This is a genomic window from Chryseobacterium sp. SN22 (assembly GCF_008329705.1).
Lineage (GTDB): Bacteria > Bacteroidota > Bacteroidia > Flavobacteriales > Weeksellaceae > Chryseobacterium.
Map to the genome: position 1 here is coordinate 57,241 of NZ_VTSX01000003.1, position 15,216 is coordinate 72,456.

Genomic DNA, 15,216 nt, shown 5'->3' on the forward strand with positions numbered 1-15,216 from the left:
TAAATAATTGAAGATATGAAGATAAAATTTGGAGCATCACTACTTTCCTGGATGACACCGGTGTGGAATCCCGAGGCCGGAAAATACGCCATTGAAAAAACGGCAAATGCAGGATTCGACCTTATTGAGATTCTGCTTCCGCCTTCCATGGAATTTAATACCAAAGAAGTAAAGCAGCAGCTTAAAAACAATCAGCTTGACGTAGTTTGCTCACTGAACCTTCCTAAAGAAGCACATATTGCATTCTATCCGGAAACCGCTGAAAGTCTGATAAAGCAGGCGGTCGATAAAACTTCCGAACTGGAAACCGATTTCCTGAGCGGTGTTCTGCACGGCGGAATCGGTGTTTTCTCAGGAGATCCTTTAACGGAGGCAGAGGCTGAAATCATTACTCAGGTCTGGAGCCACGTCGCAGATTATGCGAAAGAAAAAGGCGTAAATATCGGAATTGAACCGATCAACCGTTATGAAACCTACGTCTGCAACACGTCGCAGAACGTTTTGGATTTGATAAAAAAAGCAGGCAGGGAAAACCTGTTCCTACATCTGGATACTTTTCATATGAATATTGAGGAAAACAATTTTTATGACCCAGTTGTCCTGGCCGGAAAAAAGCTTAAGCATATCCACATGACGGAATCCCACCGGGGCATGCTGGGAGAAGGAACGGTAAACTGGGATCAGCTGTTTGCAGCATTAATGGAGATCGATTTTGACGGAAATCTTGTACTGGAAAACTTTTCATCATCAGTTCCCGGCATGCAGCAGATGGTTTCCTTATGGCAGAAATCACCGTATGACGCCGATGCGCTCGCGGCAGGCAGCCTGGAGTTCATGAAAAGCCGCTGCCTGTAAATTAAACAGCAGTACAAGTAATGAAAAGCCCTTCCTGAGTTTTGGGAAGGGCTTTTTGGTTTAAATCTTCATGATTAGCCGAAAGACCGGTTTAGTTTTATTAACTTTGCATTTCTTAATATTATTTTATGCACAAAGCAGGATTTGTAAATATAGTCGGAAAGCCGAATGCCGGAAAATCTACCTTGTTGAACCAACTGATGGGAGAGAAGCTGGCGATTGTTACCCAAAAGGCTCAGACGACACGCCACAGGATTTTTGGAATTTATAACGAGGAAGATTTGCAGATCGTATTTTCCGATACACCGGGTGTACTGGATCCCAAATACGGATTGCAGGAGAAAATGATGGATTTTGTAAAAGATTCTCTTCAGGATGCAGATGTTTTTTTATTCATTGTAGATGTAACCGACAAAGCCGAGCCTTCTGAATTTTTAATAGACAAACTGAATAAAATTCCGGTACCTGTTTTATTGTTGTTAAATAAAGTAGACCAGACCAACCAGGAAGGCCTTGAAAAGCTGGTTGAAACTTGGCATGAAAGGATTCCGAAAGCGGAAATCCTTCCTATTTCTGCTTTAAATGCTTTCAATACGGAAATTATCCTGCCGAAAATCAAGTCTCTGCTTCCGGAAAATCCTCCGTATTACGATAAAGACCAATACACGGACAAGCCGGAACGGTTCTTCGTGAATGAAGCCATCCGTGAGAAAATTTTACTGAACTACGAAAAAGAAATTCCCTATTCCGTAGAAGTGGTTACGGAACAGTTCAAGGAAAAAGAAGGAATTATTTTTATTGATTCCATTATTTATGTCGAGCGCGATACCCAAAAAGGGATCATCATCGGCCATAAAGGGGAAGCCATTAAAAAAGTAGGAACCGAATCGAGAATGGACCTGGAGAAATTCTTCAACAAGAAAATTCACCTGAATCTTTTCGTAAAAGTGAAAAAAGACTGGAGAAAAAACGACAGAGACCTGAAAAATTTTGGGTACCGGTAGACTAAAAAGGACCTGAAAGCCGTTGTATTAAAAGATTTGTGTTATCTTTAAATTTAAATCTCTTTCAATGAACTACACAAGCTCAACAAATTCTGATTCGGTGGTAAAAGATATTGCTTTATTGGTCGTGAGGGTATTTATCGGTTTCACCATGCTCTCCCACGGATTTCCCAAACTACAGATACTGATCGACGGAAAAAGTGATTTCTACGATTTCCTGGGAATGGGTCCGCAGTTGACTCTGGGACTTACGGTTTTTGCTGAATTTGTATGTTCCATTTTTCTGATCCTGGGACTTTTCTCTAGAATCGCATTGGGGTTTCTCATCTTTACGATGGTTATTGCCGGATTTGTAGTCCATGCAACAGATCCTTTCGATAAGCAGGAAATGAGCCTGATTTACCTTGCAGTTTATCTTTTGTTGATGGTATTCGGCGTCGGAAAAGTCTCCGTAGATTATATGATCGAAAAACGGAAAAGAGCCAATGACTGGTAATTCAATTTAAAATATAAATTATAAATAAAGAAAGAGTGGTAAATTTTACCACTCTTCTTTATTGTCCTACTGATATTTTTATCTGTTATATTTCGTTAATTTAAATTTGATCGTATTTAACTTATTTTCAATAATTTAAATCCGTGACAGAAATAACTATGTCCTGCAAAGACAGTATAGATAGCCTTAGGCATCGCTTTGGTAAATGAGATGCAGATGGTTCAGGCCCTTAAGAAGCATGATTATTGAAACCCAAGCTGAAATTCAGATCAGCCTGCGGAATTTCATCATATGCTGTACATCTCTATAAAGCAGTTTCGTCCTTTCAGGGCTTTTTTGTTGACTGCTCTCGTAAACCCCGGGACAGATCAACCCAGCTCGCTACCTTTTTTGCTGTATTTCATATGAAATCTTATTCCAGCATGTTAATCAATTCTTTCCTGCGAGTTAAAGTTAATTTAAAATATACATTGCTGTTTGCTGAATGAAATGTGTCATGCTGAGCCTGGCGAAATACCTTTGCAAACGGAAATTTAAGTTATTCAAATAAAAACTTTTCTTGCGTTCATAGCGTTTGATCTCAGTCTTTTTAAAAACCCAAAAACAACAATCCTTTTGCCGTCGGAATAAAATTCATTAAATTCGTGGAAATCGAAATTGTTATGAAGATAAAATTAACCATATGCCTTCTTGCGTTCCTTAATTTCTACGAAGCACAGGAAAGCATGACCTACCAGAAACCGTCTGCGGAGATTCTGAAGCTGGCAGATTATGAACGGCCTCCAGGTGTTTTAATGAACAGTAAAAAAGACTGGATCGTTTTCACATATCGTCCTACTTATAAGACATTGGAGGATCTGAGCCAGCAGGAAATGAAACTGGGCGGATTAAGAATCAATCCGGTAACCAATATTTCAAGCTCGATGACCTACGCCAATAATCTGAAGGTCAGAAAAATAAATGACAAAACAGAAGTTCAGGTTAAAAATTTACCGGCAAATCCTAAAATTGCCTATACTTCATTTTCACCCGACGAAAAGAAGCTGGCTTTTACCAATACGACGAATAAAGGAGTGGAATTGTGGACCGTGGATCTGGAAACCGCTGTTGCCAAAAAAATCACTTCCGATAATTTAAATGCGAATCTTGGTAGCCCGTATTTATGGTATAAAGATTCTCAGCACTTGCTGATTAAAACACTTCCTCAAAACAGAGGAACCCTCATTGATGCCGGCAAAGACCTTCCGACGGGTCCGATTGTATCGACCGCCGACGGGAAAGTTTCGCAGAACAGAACCTATCAGGACCTGCTTAAAAATCCTCAGGACGAAAAGAATTTTGAAATACTGACAGCTTCAGAAGTTTATAACGTTGATCTTAACGGAAGTTTAAAAAAACTAAAGGACCAGGATCTGTATTCCGGACTGAGCTTCTCGCCGGATGGAAATTACCTGATGGCAACAACGATTAAAAAACCATTCTCCTATATCGTTCCGCTGAGCCGGTTCCCGATGACGACCACCATTTACGACATGAGCGGGAATACGGTAAAAGTGGTAAACGAGATTCCTCTAAATGAAATTATGCCGAAAGGTTTCTCTTCCGTACGTACCGGAAAAAGGGATATGGGCTGGAGAAGCGATATGCCGGCAACTTTGGTTTACACCGAGGCTCTGGATGGCGGCGACCAGTCGAAAGCAGCCGATTACCGGGATGAGGTTTATACCTGGGAAGCACCGTTTACCAATGCACCGAAATCTTTTTTCAAAACCAAACAGCGGTATGAAAATGTAAGCTGGACCAACGATCATTATGCCATTGTTTCGGAAGGCTGGTACGATACGAGAAATACGACCTCTTACCTGGTAGACCTGAATACCGGAGAATCGAAAGTTCTGGAAAACCGGAATTATCAGGATATTTACAGCGATCCCGGAAATTTTAACACAACCAAAAATCAGTACGGAAGATATGTCGTGGATATGAAAGACGGGAAATCTTACCTCATCGGAGCCGGATTCACAAAAGACGGGCAGCATCCTTTTCTTGATGAAATGGATATGAAAACCCTGAAGAAGAAGAGGCTTTATACTTCCAATCTTAAAAATAGCAAAGAAGAGATCATCGATATCCTGAATCCTTCCAGGGGTGAAGTGCTCACAATCCAGCAGTCTTCCAGCCAGTACCCGAATTATTTTAAAAAGAGCATAAAATCCAATAAAGCGGAAGCGGTAACCCAGTTTGCCAATCCGTTTGAGAGCATTAAGGATGTTTATAAAGAAGTGATTACTTATAAAAGGAATGACGGGGTCACTTTAACGGGAACGCTTTACCTTCCGGCCAACTACGACCGCAAGGCAAAAACGGAAAAGCTGCCTTTGCTGATCTGGGCGTATCCGACAGAGTACAAAGACAAAAATACAGCCGGGCAGAACAACCAGAACCCGAATGATTTTACATTCCCTTATTACGGTTCTTTTGTGTACTGGACGACAAAAGGATATGCCGTCCTTGATGATGCCGCATTCCCCATTATCGGCGAAGGCAAAACCGAACCGAACGATACCTTCATTCCACAACTGGTGGCGAATGCGGAGGCCGCTATTAATGCGGTGGACCAGCTGGGCTACATCGACCGTAAAAAAGTAGCCGTGGGAGGACATTCGTATGGTGCTTTCATGACGGCTAACCTGTTGACGCATTCCAAGCTGTTTGCCTGCGGAATTGCCCGGAGCGGTGCCTATAACCGGACGCTGACCCCATTCGGTTTCCAGAGCGAGCAGAGAAATTACTGGGACGTCCCGGAAATTTACAATACCATGTCGCCGTTTATGAATGCTGACAAAATGAAGACGCCTTTGCTGCTGATTCACGGTGATGCGGATAACAACCCCGGAACTTTCACCTTACAGACGGAACGGTACTTCCAGGCATTGAAAAACCTGGGCGCTCCGGTAAAGATGGTGCTACTGCCTAAAGAAGCGCATGGATATGCCGCCAAAGAAAATATCCTGCATTTGCTATGGGAACAGGACCAGTTCCTGGAGAAATGTCTGAAGAAATAAATGCTGAAACCCGCTCTTTTTGAGCGGGTTTTGTTTTTATGTGCTTTGCGGATAGTTGCATACTTATCGCTGATACACTGTTAATCCCTGCGGGGATAACAATTGGAGTGTTTTAAAACCTTTCGGAAGAACAGCTTAAAGTTCAGTGAAAAATAGCAGATTAAAAAGCGGAAATGTCTAAAAAAACAAGTCACAAATAATTCAAGACCTCTTTAATATTTTTAAGTTCCAGAAAACGTTCATGCTCCAATTGGAGATCCTGCTGTTCGTGGGTCCAGGTGACATGATACGGAATATGGGCGGCTGAACCTCCGATTTCCAGTACCGGTAAAATATCGGATTTGACAGAGTTTCCCAGCATTAAGAAGTGCTCCGGTTTGCAATCCAGATGTTTTAACAATTTCCGGTAATCACTTTCCTTTTTATCGCTCATGATTTCAATATGGTGGAAATAATCCTGCAGCCCGGATTTTTTCAGTTTGCGTTCCTGATCCAGCAGGTCGCCTTTTGTTGCGACCACCAGCCGGTATTTTCCTTTAAGACGCTCCAGTGTTTCTGTTACTCCGTCCAGAAGCTCAACCGGCTTCATCAACAGTTCGTGCCCGATTTCAATGGTCTTGCTGATGAGGTCTGTGGAAGCGGTTGAATTTGAAATCCGGCATACTGTTTCCACCATACACAGCATAAATCCTTTGATCCCATATCCGTACAGATGAAGGTTCTGCATTTCGGTTTTAAATAATTCCTGAGAAACAGAATGTTGCGGCAGATCATCTTCCAGCAGTTCACAAAATCTGTTTTCGGCTTCCTGAAAATAAGGCTCGTTGATCCAAAGGGTATCGTCAGCATCAAATGCGATGGTGGTTATCGAATTATTCATATTGTATTTACTTTAGTTTTTGTATTTTTCTGCCGACAAAATTCAGTATAAAAAATAAATAAGAAAAGGACATTTGTCCCAACCGAGAATATGTTACGTACCAATCAGCCATTTTTGGATTATTTAGAGCAGCTTTACACACGGCCGGATCATCAAGGCAATATTGTGTTAAAGCCTTTTGAAAAAGGAGATAAGATATTAACCCAGAACGAAATCTCTACGAAAATCATGTTGATTAAAAGCGGCATCACGAAATGCTATTTCGTAGAGGAGAATGATAAGGAATACATCGTTGAGTTTTTGGGAAAAGGGGAGATCGTCGGTGAAATAGAGGTCATTAAAAATGTTCCGTGCCTGTGCAGCATTGAAGCCATTACGGAAGTGACCGTTTATTCCATGTCGATCCCGTATTTCCAGTCACTGATCAAAAATGACCTGACATTAAATAATTTACTGCTGGATGTTTTTGCGGAACGGATTGTCAATACTTCAAGCCGGGCTTCCTATCAGCAGCTTCACACGACAGAACATACGCTTTCACAGCTTCTGGAAGTAAAATCCAAGGAAATGGAAATTTCCAAAGAGGACATGGCCGCTTATCTCGGGATTACCGTAAGAAGCCTGAACCGTGCCCTGAAGGAACTGCAGGAGAATAATTCCAAAGAATAGGGTATAGGCCGCTGGAAAATCTTCGCGTATCTTTGCACAAATGCCAATACCAATGGAAGAACTGAAATTCAGGGATGCAACGCCGGAAGATTTAACAAAGATCGTAGAAATTTATAATTCCACCATTCCTTCAAGAATGGTCACTGCCGATACGGAAGATATTACCGTGGAAAGCAGGGTTCAGTGGTTTCATGAACATACGCCTGACAAAAGGCCATTGTGGATGATCGAAGACCAGCAAGGCACTGTCTTGGGATGGGTCAGCTTTTCTTCTTTTTACGGAAGACCGGCCTATAATGGAACAGCAGAGCTCAGCATTTACATGGCCGAAAATTCCCGTGGAAAGGGTTACGGAAAAAAGGTGCTTCAATATTGTATTGATAACGCGCCAAAGTTTGACGTGAAAACATTATTGGGATTTATCTTTCTGCATAACGAACCCAGTCTGAAATTATTCCGCCATTTCGGTTTTGAAGACTGGGGCGTTTTTCCTGATGTTGCTTTGCTGGATGGGGTGGAAAGGACGCTGGTGATTGTAGGGAAAAGGGTAGGATCGTTTATTAAAGAATAAATAAAGTGAGGAAGTCTCCGTACAAAATTTTTATTTAAATGTAATTTATAATTATCTGTTTTTGAAGTAGTATAATCTGATAGAGCAAGGACTAATGTAATACCTGGCAAGAGGTCATAAAATTGTTGAGGATTTTCACCTTCTTTACATAAACCTGCAGCACTTGAGATAATATAAGTTTCAAAAGTAAAAAAACTAATCTGTAAATTGTTTCACACTCATGCTTCTCATTAATTGTACCATGCCAATAAATGCATAATTCAAAACCAATTTAATCCTTCGATAATGTTTTCTAATCTAGAAAAAGAAGGATCAAAAGATAAGGCACGCCTTCTGAAATCACGTGATGTTAATCCATTTAATAAACATAAACAACAAGTATAAATATAAAAGCGATCCCAAGGACCGCTTTCATATTATACATTCTGCTTAATTCTTCTCGCAGACAAATTCAGAAACCGTTTCACCAGCATCACTGCCGAGATGGTCAGTCCGAGTCCTAAGGCGATCCACATTCCGAAGGCTCCCATTTTCAGGGTGAAACAAAGTAAATAGCCCAATGGGATGGTCATGATCCAATAAGCGATAAAAGTGTAGATGGACGGGATCTTTACATCCTGCAATCCCCTGAGCATTCCCAAAGCCGTTACCTGAATTCCGTCCGACAGCTGGAATAAGGCGGCGATGATCATTAATTTCGCAGCCAGCTCAATGACTTCAACCTCTTCCTTCTTGGTAAAGAAAGTCGGGAGGATGTTACGGCCGAGGACAAAGATAATCCCGCAGATGCACATGAAGATAAAAGCGATCTTCAGGTTGTTGATGCCGACTTTTCTCAGCTCTACAAAATTTCCTTCACCCACTTTTCTTCCAATCATAACCGTAGAAGCGACACTGAAGCCGATGCACAGATTAAAGGTAAAGGAAGCCATGCTCAGCGCAATCTGGTGGGAAGCGATATCATGTGCCGAAATCAGTCCGCAGATAAAGGCAGCCCCGGCAAAAGCAGTTACTTCAAAGAACATCTGCAACGCCGTCGGGAATCCCAGCCGTATCATTTTTTCAAACATTTCTTTGCTGAAAACCTGGATTTTTAGAGAGAAATCTTTGATGTACTGTCTTGTTTTCTTTTCATTCAGTAGAACAAAATAAAGAAAGACCACCATGAAGATCCGCGCAATCAGGCTGGCTAATGCCGAACCTTTTACACCCATCGGCGGCAGGCCGAACAGTCCTTTGATGAATATATAGTTCAGCACGATGTTTATCACATTGGCAATAATTGTAGCCTTCGTTACCCCGATGGTGTAAGACAATCCTTCCGAAACTTCCCGTAAGGTCTGGAACGCCATAAACGGAACAATGCTGATGGCCATGATCGTCAGGAAATCGACGGTGTCGGGAATGATCTTTTCCGGCTGTCCCGATTGATACAAAAGCGGCATTCCTAAAAGCAAAATTCCCATCAGTAAAATTCCTACCGTCATATTGATTACGAAGCCATGGCTGAAAACCGAATTGATCGTCTGATGATCATGCTGCGAATGCGCCTGAGAAACCAGCGGCGGAATGGCAAAAGAGAATCCCAGCGCCAGGACAAACATGGAGAAAAACACAGCATTTCCCAATGAAACGGATGCCAGGGCATCGGCGCCCAAGAGATTTCCGACAATGATATTGTCGAAGAGGTTTACCGAAACCTGTCCTACCTGCGTCAGCATAACGGGCAATGCCAAGGTCAGGCATTCTTTCGTATAGTTTTTATTTAAAAAGTTCATAATCGTTTAATTCATAGTATAGTTTATTCAAAAAAAATTGCAGTAACCAGGTACTGCAATTTTCATAATTTATTTAAAGTAATAATTACATTATTTCCTTACAAAACTTGCAACGTCATCAGCAGAAACGGTGTTTCCTCCTAAGATAATCAATCTTTCCACAACGTTTCTCAGCTCTCTGATATTTCCTGTCCATGAAAGTGCTTTTAAGGCATCAATTGCCTTATCATCGAACTTTTTCATAGCGGTACCGTGTTCATCGGCAATTATTCCGGAGAAATGCTCAACCAGAAGTCGGATGTCTTCTTTTCTTTCATCCAAAGGCGGAACATAAATTTCTATTACGGAAAGTCTGTGGTAAAGATCTTCTCTGAACCTTCCGGCCTCAATTTCCTTCTGCATGTTTTTATTGGTTGCCGCAAGAACCCTTACGTCAACTTTTATTTCCTTATCGCTTCCCACAGGAGAAACTTTGCTTTCCTGAAGCGCTCTCAAAACTTTGGCCTGGGCAATTAAGCTCATATCTCCGATCTCATCCAGGAAAATCGTTCCGCCGTTGGCCTGTTCGAATTTTCCCTGCTTGTCTTTAATTGCTCCCGTAAAAGATCCCTTTACGTGCCCGAACAATTCGGATTCTATAAGTTCTGAAGGGATGGCAGCACAGTTTACTTCCACCATCGGACCTCTTGCCCGGTCGCTCTGGTTGTGGATGGCGTGGGCTACCAGTTCTTTACCGGCACCGTTTGGTCCCGTAATCAAAACCCTTGCATCAGATACGGCCACTTTCTCGATCATCTCCTGGATCTTCTTGAGACCTGCCGATTCACCGATCATCTGGTACTTTTTGTTTACCTTTCTCTTCAGCGTTTTATTTTCCGTCTGAAGATTTTTGTTTTCTTTCTTCAGCGTTTCTTTGGCCAGAGCATTTTTTACACTGGTAATCAGTCGGTTGATGTCAATCGGTTTGGATATGAAATCGTAAGCCCCTTCTCTCAGGCAGGAAACCGCAGAATCAATGTCTGCGTGTCCTGAAATCATGATAAAGGTGGATTCCGGTTTTAGCGCCAAACTCTGTTTCAAAAGTTCGGTTCCGGAAAGCTTAGGCATTTTGATATCGGAAATAACCAGTGCGAAATCTTCTTTTTCGATCTGCTTATAACCTTCAAGTCCGTCTTCGGCAATTACAAATTCATATTCGGTAAGTTCGTCAGAAAGGATACTTTGGAGTACTCCTGAGATTGCTTTTTCGTCTTCTACAATAAGGATTTTTTGCATAGTTGCAAATTTAGATTTTTTTGATTGAATTATTAGCAAAAACCGTACCTAATCCACTATTGGGAATAATCCCTTTTGCCGAAAATGGCCGAGCCGACACGGATGGAATTGGCCCCGCATTCGATCGCCAACGGGAAGTCATCACTCATGCCCATGGATAGGGTTTCCAGCTTTTTCAGTTGATTTAATTCGTCAAAAAGATTTTTCAACGTTAGAAACTCCTTTTTTATCTGATCCTGATCTTCTGTGAAAGTTGCCATTCCCATTAATCCGGTGATTTTGATATTCTGAAATTCTCCGCTAAGATATTGTTCAAACAGATCTTTTGCTTCGCTGATTTCCAGTCCGAATTTGCTTTCTTCCGCGGCTATTTTCACCTGGAGCAGTACATTGATCGTACGGCTGTTTTTTCCTGCCTCTTTATCAATTTCACGAATCAGCTTTTCAGAATCCACACTCTGGATGGTGTCTATGAATCCGGCAATATATTTTACTTTATTGGTCTGAAGATGCCCGATGAGGTGCCATTGGATGTCTTTCGGAAGGAGCGGGTATTTCTCTGTTACTTCCTGAACTTTATTTTCCCCAAAAACCTTTTGTCCCAGATCGTAAACTTCCTGAATGGCCGAAACCGGGTGGGTTTTTGAAACGGCAACCAACTGTACCCCGGAAGGGAGCTGACTTTTAATATCGTTGTAATTTTCCTGAATGCTCATAGGTGCAAATTTCGGGTTTTTAAACCAATATTTCAGTGTTCTTGTTTATTTTAATAAATAATTGGGCGAATAAAAATTATAAGAATCTTAAGTCAGAATTAATACCTGTATTATAAACAGAAAAGCTTCCTTCTTCCAGCTATTACATATTACATTTCCAGTTCTACGATCCGTTCTGCCAGTTTCCGGTTGAAACGTTCCGGAACCATCCGCATGAGGAAATTCCGTAGAGCCGTTGCTCTTTCCCATTGGGAAAACTGCCCGATTTTCCAGCTGGTATCCACTATATAATCAACTTTTTTTCTTCTGATTTTCTGAAATTCTTTAAAAATATAGTTAAAATCATCCGTACGCTCCAGCAATTTTCCCATGACATAGGCATCTTCAATCGACTGGCAGGCACCCTGGCCGAGATTTGGCGTTGTGGCATGGGCGGCATCACCGATCAGGCATAGGTTGTCCGCATACCATTCCGGGATGGGAGCCAGATCGGTAAGCGCATTCAGGATAATATTTTCCGGTAGGGTGGCGTTAATCATATCAATAATCATCGGATGAAAGCCGTGAAAGTTTTCGGCAATGCTTTGGTAACGCTTATGCAATCCTTGATTGATAACGGCATACCAGTATATTTTTTTGCCGGTCATCTTTACAAAGCCAAAACGCTTTCCTTTGCCCCATATTTCTACGGCTTCCCGGCTGTATTGTTCCGGCAGGTCAAATTCTGCAAGCCCGCGCCAGCAGATCTGCCCTGTATCCCGGATTTTCCCGGTCTGCAATATATGGGCCCTGATTTTCGAATGGATCCCGTCAGCCCCGAAAACGATCCGGCTTTCAATTTCACTTCCGTTTTCAAAACGGAGCCGGTAATTTTCTTCTTTCCTGATTTCTTTCAGAGCATATTGCAGGTTAATCTTTTCAAAACCGATGTTTTCAGCCAGAATTCTTTGAAGATCCGCCCGGTGAATGGCGACGTTGCAGGAATTGTATTTCTTTTCCAGGGCAAGAACATGGGTGGTTGAGATATTCTTCAGGTGCCGGTCAGTCACAGAAACACTGTGGATTTTATGCCCGGCTTCTTCGATCTTTTCTTTCAGTCCGAGCTTATCAAAAATCTGCATGGCATTGATAGCCATCATAATTCCGGAGCCCACCGGTTTTATTTCCGGGGCAGATTCGTAAAGGGTAAAATCAAGGTTTTGTTTTTTCAGGATATTCGCAAGGGTTAAACCTCCGATTCCGGCACCGATAATAGAAATAGGATTCATGAGTCTGCATTTTTCAGTGTATTCAGCAATTGATTCTGTTTCGTGATAAAATGCTCCAGACTGTCTGTCTTTAACGGATGGGCATTCTGGTATTTTTCAATTTCGGGAAGGGTTTTCCTGATTTTGAATACTGTATATAGATTATTTATCATCTCCGTATTTTTAGAAATCCGGGAAATCAAATTTTTAATATCCTTTATTTTTAAATTATATTTTTCAGCGCTTAATTTAATCTCATTTTCAATTTGATGTTTCATAAGCGAATCCGTTATGCTGCTGCTATGACTTCTGGCATCACGATAATAAACATCGGATTTAATGAAAATATTTTCGTACTGTTGAATAACTTTTGATTCCTCTTGATGGATTTTTAGGATTTTATCGTCGAGGGCAGATAATTTTTTGTCATTTTTAATTAATTCGGAATAAATTTTATCAATTATATTATCATCATACCGGCTGCTCTCAAATGAACCTTTCAAAGATGAATCCGTGTCATCAACCGCATTTTCAATCAAAGGTTTATTTCCAGATCTGTTTTCTCCGCAGGAAAAAAATAGTAAAAACAGAGGGATAGTAAATAATGTTTTTTTCATGGTCGTATTTATGGTTTATTCTTGTTTTCAGGGATCAGAAGATCAGCAGGACTTATGGTGTAAGATAATTTAGGATACACAAAATCCAAAGACCGGTTTTCCTGGCTGCGCAGATGGAAAAATTCTTTTTCTTTCTCCTCATCAGCAAGAATCAGTAATTTTCCGTTCAGGAAATAAGGTTGAGTATCCTCAAATTTTATGAAAGTTTTAGAAGTTCTGAAAGTCATCCCAAGCCATCTGTTATCGTGATAATCTTTAGGACTCTGCTTTGAACCCAGAATAATTTTATGCTGGAATTTTTTATTGGTCTCTGTTGAAAATAAAACGACAGAATGGTGATCCAGTACAATTTCAGATTCTTCCTCTGTAATTTTGTTTTTTAAGACCAGTTTCCTTACCTGATTTTCCTGCAGGATATCCGGGTTTTCGTAACAAGAAAACAAAGCAATAAAAGAATTATCTTCCAGGTCGAGCGCCTGGTCAGAATGAAATCCCATTTTGGAATAGGAGAGATCGTATACTTCGATCAAAGCGTTGTTAAAATCCTGTTCCGGCAATGCTGTAGTTGCGGCTGAAATAATTTTGTTGATCTGTTCAATAACCGTATGATGAACATCCGAAAATAAATTCGCGGGAATACTGTATCGTGTTGTCGTCCTTACAACCGCTATATTTCCATGATCTTCTTTTACAAGATGATTTCCCAATCTGCCTTTTCCCGTGGCTTCAAAGTCAGCGGAGTTCATCAGACTTTCAAATAAATTCTGCTCTGCCGGCAGTGTTATTTTATAAAACCCGTAAACATTCATTACAGCAAAGGTTTTTCATAATCGCCCAGATTCATGCTGAAATGCGTTTTCCTGTATTCCACCATATTTGCCGTCATGTTTTCCTCATAATATGAATTCCGCAACTCTGCCTGCATTTCTGGTGTCATTTGCTCCAGTTTAATGCACTCATCATTTTCTCTGATGTAAGTATGGTTATCCTTGTAAATCGCTTCAAGATTTGAACAGCGGACCACATAACCCATCCTTATCGGAATCTGATCGACCCCCAGAATAGAAGGGCGGATCTCATGCGTGTACAGCCTGTTGGTAGATAACGGAATAATGAATGCGGAATCCGGATATAAAGTCACCGTAAATGCTTTTTCCAGGGATTGGTCTTCAACAGTTTTCTTGAGTCTGAAATGAAGTCTTGTCAGTGCACTGGTCTGCTTATAGCAAACGTCAAACCGGTCCGTTTCCGATGGCTTCAAATGCTTGGAATTGGAATTGTCATAAAAAGTACAGAAAGCGATCAGCCCTTCTTTCGGCATATCCTTCGTTTTGTCGGAGTGGGCTTTAATCTTGGCTTTGGATTCCTTTTCAGTATCCGGTGTTTTCTTCCTATTTTCATAGATCTGCACCAAAGCATGGTTCAGATCGGTTTTGTATTCAAAAGTTTCCTCTGCACATTGATTCAGCAGAGCGATAATTTTGCAGTCTGTTTCTCTGAAATTATCGGTTGGGCCTGTCAGATTACTGGAGCACCGCAGAAGATTAAAGTGTAGTATTTCTTCTTCATCAGATTCTTTGGTCACTTTACTAAGGTAGATGCCTTTCCTTAATGCTTTTGCTTCTTTGTTAGATTCGGTAAGTTCCTGAAAATGATGTTCGGATTTTACCTTTTCAAAAATATTTCCTTCATGAAAAAGCTTTCGGAAATAGACTCCTGCATTGCTGACGATCACAGGAACCGCTCCGATACTTACCGTTTCATATTTTTCTTCACGGATGTTTTCGTAATTCACTGAAAATTCACTGATGACATGCATGAAATAGCTGTTTTCCCGAAGGTCAATTAAATCTCCGCAGATGTATATTTTTTTGTGATCAAGTCCGGGGACTAATTCACGAACTATAGTTCCGCAGAAATTTTCAATAATATACTGGAGCTCTGCGTTGATTTCCTGATTATTTAAAACGACAAGAACGTTTTTTTCTTTTGATATTTTATTTTCCACTGAATAGTTATTCATTTTCTTATAATGCACTGAAG

General features: G+C 41.0%; 14 protein-coding genes. 6 read left to right on the top strand and 8 right to left on the bottom strand.

Annotation, left to right across the window (positions count from 1 at the left end):
- Window positions 1–15 precede the first annotated feature (15 nt).
- From FY557_RS02435 to FY557_RS02450, 4 genes are all read left to right on the top strand, one after another.
- Window positions 16–855 (top strand): sugar phosphate isomerase/epimerase family protein, encoded by an 840-nt coding sequence (locus FY557_RS02435; RefSeq protein ID WP_149245703.1) that lies wholly within the window; start codon window positions 16–18, stop codon window positions 853–855.
- Window positions 856–983: 128 nt separating this feature from the next.
- Window positions 984–1,859 (top strand): GTPase Era, encoded by an 876-nt coding sequence (gene era / locus FY557_RS02440; protein ID WP_149245704.1) that lies wholly within the window; start codon window positions 984–986, stop codon window positions 1,857–1,859.
- A 67-nt stretch (window positions 1,860–1,926) separates the two neighbouring features.
- Complete coding sequence (locus tag FY557_RS02445; RefSeq protein ID WP_149245705.1) at window positions 1,927–2,355, top strand: DoxX family protein; 429 nt, start codon at window positions 1,927–1,929, stop codon at window positions 2,353–2,355.
- Between the two features lie 662 nt (window positions 2,356–3,017).
- Window positions 3,018–5,420, top strand: coding sequence for an alpha/beta hydrolase family protein (locus FY557_RS02450; RefSeq protein ID WP_149245706.1), 2,403 nt, complete (start codon window positions 3,018–3,020; stop codon window positions 5,418–5,420).
- Between the two features lie 190 nt (window positions 5,421–5,610).
- Here the strand turns inward: FY557_RS02450 and FY557_RS02455 are convergent, their stop codons facing one another.
- Entirely contained in the window at window positions 5,611–6,300 is a 690-nt protein-coding gene (locus FY557_RS02455; protein ID WP_149245707.1) for an HAD family hydrolase, read from the bottom strand.
- 90 nt (window positions 6,301–6,390) lie between these two features.
- Between FY557_RS02455 and FY557_RS02460 the strand changes: the two genes are divergently transcribed.
- Window positions 6,391–6,969 (top strand): Crp/Fnr family transcriptional regulator, encoded by a 579-nt coding sequence (locus FY557_RS02460; RefSeq protein WP_149245708.1) that lies wholly within the window; start codon window positions 6,391–6,393, stop codon window positions 6,967–6,969.
- A 52-nt stretch (window positions 6,970–7,021) separates the two neighbouring features.
- Window positions 7,022–7,540 carry a GNAT family N-acetyltransferase gene (locus FY557_RS02465; RefSeq protein WP_149245709.1) on the top strand — a complete coding sequence of 173 codons (519 nt, stop codon included), beginning with the start codon at window positions 7,022–7,024 and terminating at the stop codon, window positions 7,538–7,540.
- Window positions 7,541–7,956: 416 nt separating this feature from the next.
- Here FY557_RS02465 and FY557_RS02470 read toward each other — a convergent pair whose 3' ends face one another.
- The 7 genes from FY557_RS02470 to FY557_RS02500 all read right to left on the bottom strand — a co-directional run bounded on the left by FY557_RS02470 (window position 7,957) and on the right by FY557_RS02500 (window position 15,196).
- Complete coding sequence (locus FY557_RS02470) at window positions 7,957–9,318, bottom strand: MATE family efflux transporter (protein WP_149245710.1); 1,362 nt, start codon at window positions 9,316–9,318, stop codon at window positions 7,957–7,959.
- Window positions 9,319–9,408: 90 nt separating this feature from the next.
- The gene (locus FY557_RS02475) at window positions 9,409–10,593 is read right to left on the bottom strand and encodes a sigma-54-dependent transcriptional regulator (RefSeq protein WP_149245711.1); all 1,185 of its coding nucleotides are present in this window, start codon (window positions 10,591–10,593) and stop codon (window positions 9,409–9,411) included.
- Between the two features lie 56 nt (window positions 10,594–10,649).
- On the bottom strand, window positions 10,650–11,309 hold the full coding sequence (locus FY557_RS02480) for a YggS family pyridoxal phosphate-dependent enzyme (RefSeq protein ID WP_149245712.1): 660 nt from the start codon (window positions 11,307–11,309) through the stop codon (window positions 10,650–10,652).
- Window positions 11,310–11,458: 149 nt separating this feature from the next.
- A complete protein-coding gene (locus tag FY557_RS02485; protein WP_149245713.1) occupies window positions 11,459–12,577 on the bottom strand; it encodes an FAD-dependent monooxygenase in 1,119 nt (372 codons plus the stop codon).
- Complete coding sequence (locus FY557_RS20275; protein WP_228451675.1) at window positions 12,574–12,729, bottom strand: hypothetical protein; 156 nt, start codon at window positions 12,727–12,729, stop codon at window positions 12,574–12,576. The genes FY557_RS02485 and FY557_RS20275 overlap by 4 nt, the downstream gene beginning before the upstream one ends.
- 452 nt (window positions 12,730–13,181) lie before the next feature.
- Complete coding sequence (locus tag FY557_RS02495) at window positions 13,182–13,982, bottom strand: alpha-ketoglutarate-dependent dioxygenase AlkB (RefSeq protein WP_149245715.1); 801 nt, start codon at window positions 13,980–13,982, stop codon at window positions 13,182–13,184.
- Window positions 13,982–15,196, bottom strand: coding sequence for a hypothetical protein (locus tag FY557_RS02500; RefSeq protein ID WP_149245716.1), 1,215 nt, complete (start codon window positions 15,194–15,196; stop codon window positions 13,982–13,984). The genes FY557_RS02495 and FY557_RS02500 overlap by 1 nt, the downstream gene beginning before the upstream one ends.
- Window positions 15,197–15,216 lie beyond the last annotated feature (20 nt).

What these genes read in the sequence shown, in the direction of transcription:
- FY557_RS02460 (WP_149245708.1), top strand. Translation starts at nt 6,391, where the DNA reads ATGTTACGTACCAATCAGCCATTTTTGGATTATTTAGAGCAGCTTTAC.
- FY557_RS20275 (WP_228451675.1), bottom strand. Translation starts at nt 12,729, where the DNA reads ATGATAAATAATCTATATACAGTATTCAAAATCAGGAAAACCCTTCCC.
- FY557_RS02465 (WP_149245709.1), top strand. Translation starts at nt 7,022, where the DNA reads ATGGAAGAACTGAAATTCAGGGATGCAACGCCGGAAGATTTAACAAAG.
- FY557_RS02485 (WP_149245713.1), bottom strand. Translation starts at nt 12,577, where the DNA reads ATGAATCCTATTTCTATTATCGGTGCCGGAATCGGAGGTTTAACCCTT.
- era (WP_149245704.1), top strand. Translation starts at nt 984, where the DNA reads ATGCACAAAGCAGGATTTGTAAATATAGTCGGAAAGCCGAATGCCGGA.
- FY557_RS02435 (WP_149245703.1), top strand. Translation starts at nt 16, where the DNA reads ATGAAGATAAAATTTGGAGCATCACTACTTTCCTGGATGACACCGGTG.
- FY557_RS02480 (WP_149245712.1), bottom strand. Translation starts at nt 11,309, where the DNA reads ATGAGCATTCAGGAAAATTACAACGATATTAAAAGTCAGCTCCCTTCC.
- FY557_RS02500 (WP_149245716.1), bottom strand. Translation starts at nt 15,196, where the DNA reads ATGAATAACTATTCAGTGGAAAATAAAATATCAAAAGAAAAAAACGTT.
- FY557_RS02455 (WP_149245707.1), bottom strand. Translation starts at nt 6,300, where the DNA reads ATGAATAATTCGATAACCACCATCGCATTTGATGCTGACGATACCCTT.
- FY557_RS02475 (WP_149245711.1), bottom strand. Translation starts at nt 10,593, where the DNA reads ATGCAAAAAATCCTTATTGTAGAAGACGAAAAAGCAATCTCAGGAGTA.
- FY557_RS02495 (WP_149245715.1), bottom strand. Translation starts at nt 13,982, where the DNA reads ATGAATGTTTACGGGTTTTATAAAATAACACTGCCGGCAGAGCAGAAT.
- FY557_RS02470 (WP_149245710.1), bottom strand. Translation starts at nt 9,318, where the DNA reads ATGAACTTTTTAAATAAAAACTATACGAAAGAATGCCTGACCTTGGCA.
- FY557_RS02445 (WP_149245705.1), top strand. Translation starts at nt 1,927, where the DNA reads ATGAACTACACAAGCTCAACAAATTCTGATTCGGTGGTAAAAGATATT.
- FY557_RS02450 (WP_149245706.1), top strand. Translation starts at nt 3,018, where the DNA reads ATGAAGATAAAATTAACCATATGCCTTCTTGCGTTCCTTAATTTCTAC.